This is a genomic window from Leyella stercorea, from assembly GCF_019052365.1.
Classification (GTDB): domain Bacteria; phylum Bacteroidota; class Bacteroidia; order Bacteroidales; family Bacteroidaceae; genus Prevotella.
Genome location: NZ_JAHQUY010000170.1, coordinates 1 through 1152, shown reverse-complemented (window position 1 = coordinate 1152; position 1152 = coordinate 1). Strand labels below are relative to the sequence as shown.

1 protein-coding gene is annotated in these 1152 nt (G+C 45.5%); it reads left to right on the top strand.

Annotation, left to right across the window (positions count from 1 at the left end):
• Positions 1-112: 112 nt before the first annotated feature.
• A partial coding sequence (locus KTQ90_RS13425; protein WP_217318841.1) for an IS4 family transposase occupies positions 113-1152 on the top strand: 1040 nt, incomplete at its 3' end.

Below are 1152 nucleotides of genomic sequence, written 5' to 3'. Positions count from 1 at the left end.
TATTGCTGTCCGCTAAAACTTTTCATACAAAATAAATTAGGGCTGACACTTCTCACGAAGTATCAGCCCTTTTAGTTACCTTTGTTTTTTGGAAATATTAATTCAAGTAACTATGAACAAAGGTACACATTTTATCGGACAGCCGATGTATGGGCAGCTAATAAAATTGCTCAGCAAGGAAGAAATTCTCAAATTCAGCCGCGAACATAACGGAGAACGCTACGTGAAGCACTTTGATGCCTACCAGCATCTGGTCATTATGCTTTACGCCGTCATCAAGAGATTCGACTCGTTGCGCGAGATTACCGACTCCATGTTTCCCGAGGCACGCAAACTTGCCCATCTTGGCATAAGGACCATGCCAAGGCGCAGTACATTGTCGGACGCCAACGCCCGCAGGCCCGAAGCCGTGTTTGAGGACACATACCGCAGCCTGTATGTCAGATACAAGGATGAGCTTTCCTCGGACAGCCGAAACCGGCAGGTTCCCTCATGGCTCACCCGTCTGCAAATCATTGACTCCACTACAATAACCCTATTCTCCAACCTCATATTCAAGGGCGTGGGAAGGCATCCCAAGACGGGGAAGAAGAAGGGCGGCATAAAAGTGCACACCAACATCCACGCAAACGAGGGCGTACCGTCTGACATCAGGTTCACATCTGCCGCAACCAATGACGGTTTCATGTTGAAACCCGCGAATTATAACGATGGAGACATCGTTGCCATGGACAGGGCCTATATCGACTACTCAAAGTTTGAGGAACTTACCAATCGTGGGGTCATATACGTGACAAAAATGAAGAAAAACCTTGTATATGAGGTTCTTTCTGACATGATGTATATGTCACCGTGCGGTCTCATGGAATACAGAGTTCAAGTCGTAGAGTTCAAAAAGCATATAAAGGACGGGGAGAATATCAGACACAAGGCCCGCATTGTCACTTACGTTGATCTCACGAAGAAAAAGCCGAAAGTCATATCGTTGCTCACAAACGACATGGACATGGATATGGAAGATATTATTGCAATATACCGCAAAAGATGGGAAATTGAGCTGCTATTCAAGCAGTTGAAACAAAATTTTCCACTTAGATACTTCTATGGAGAGAGTGCCAACGCCATCAAGATACAGATTTGGGTCACCCTGAT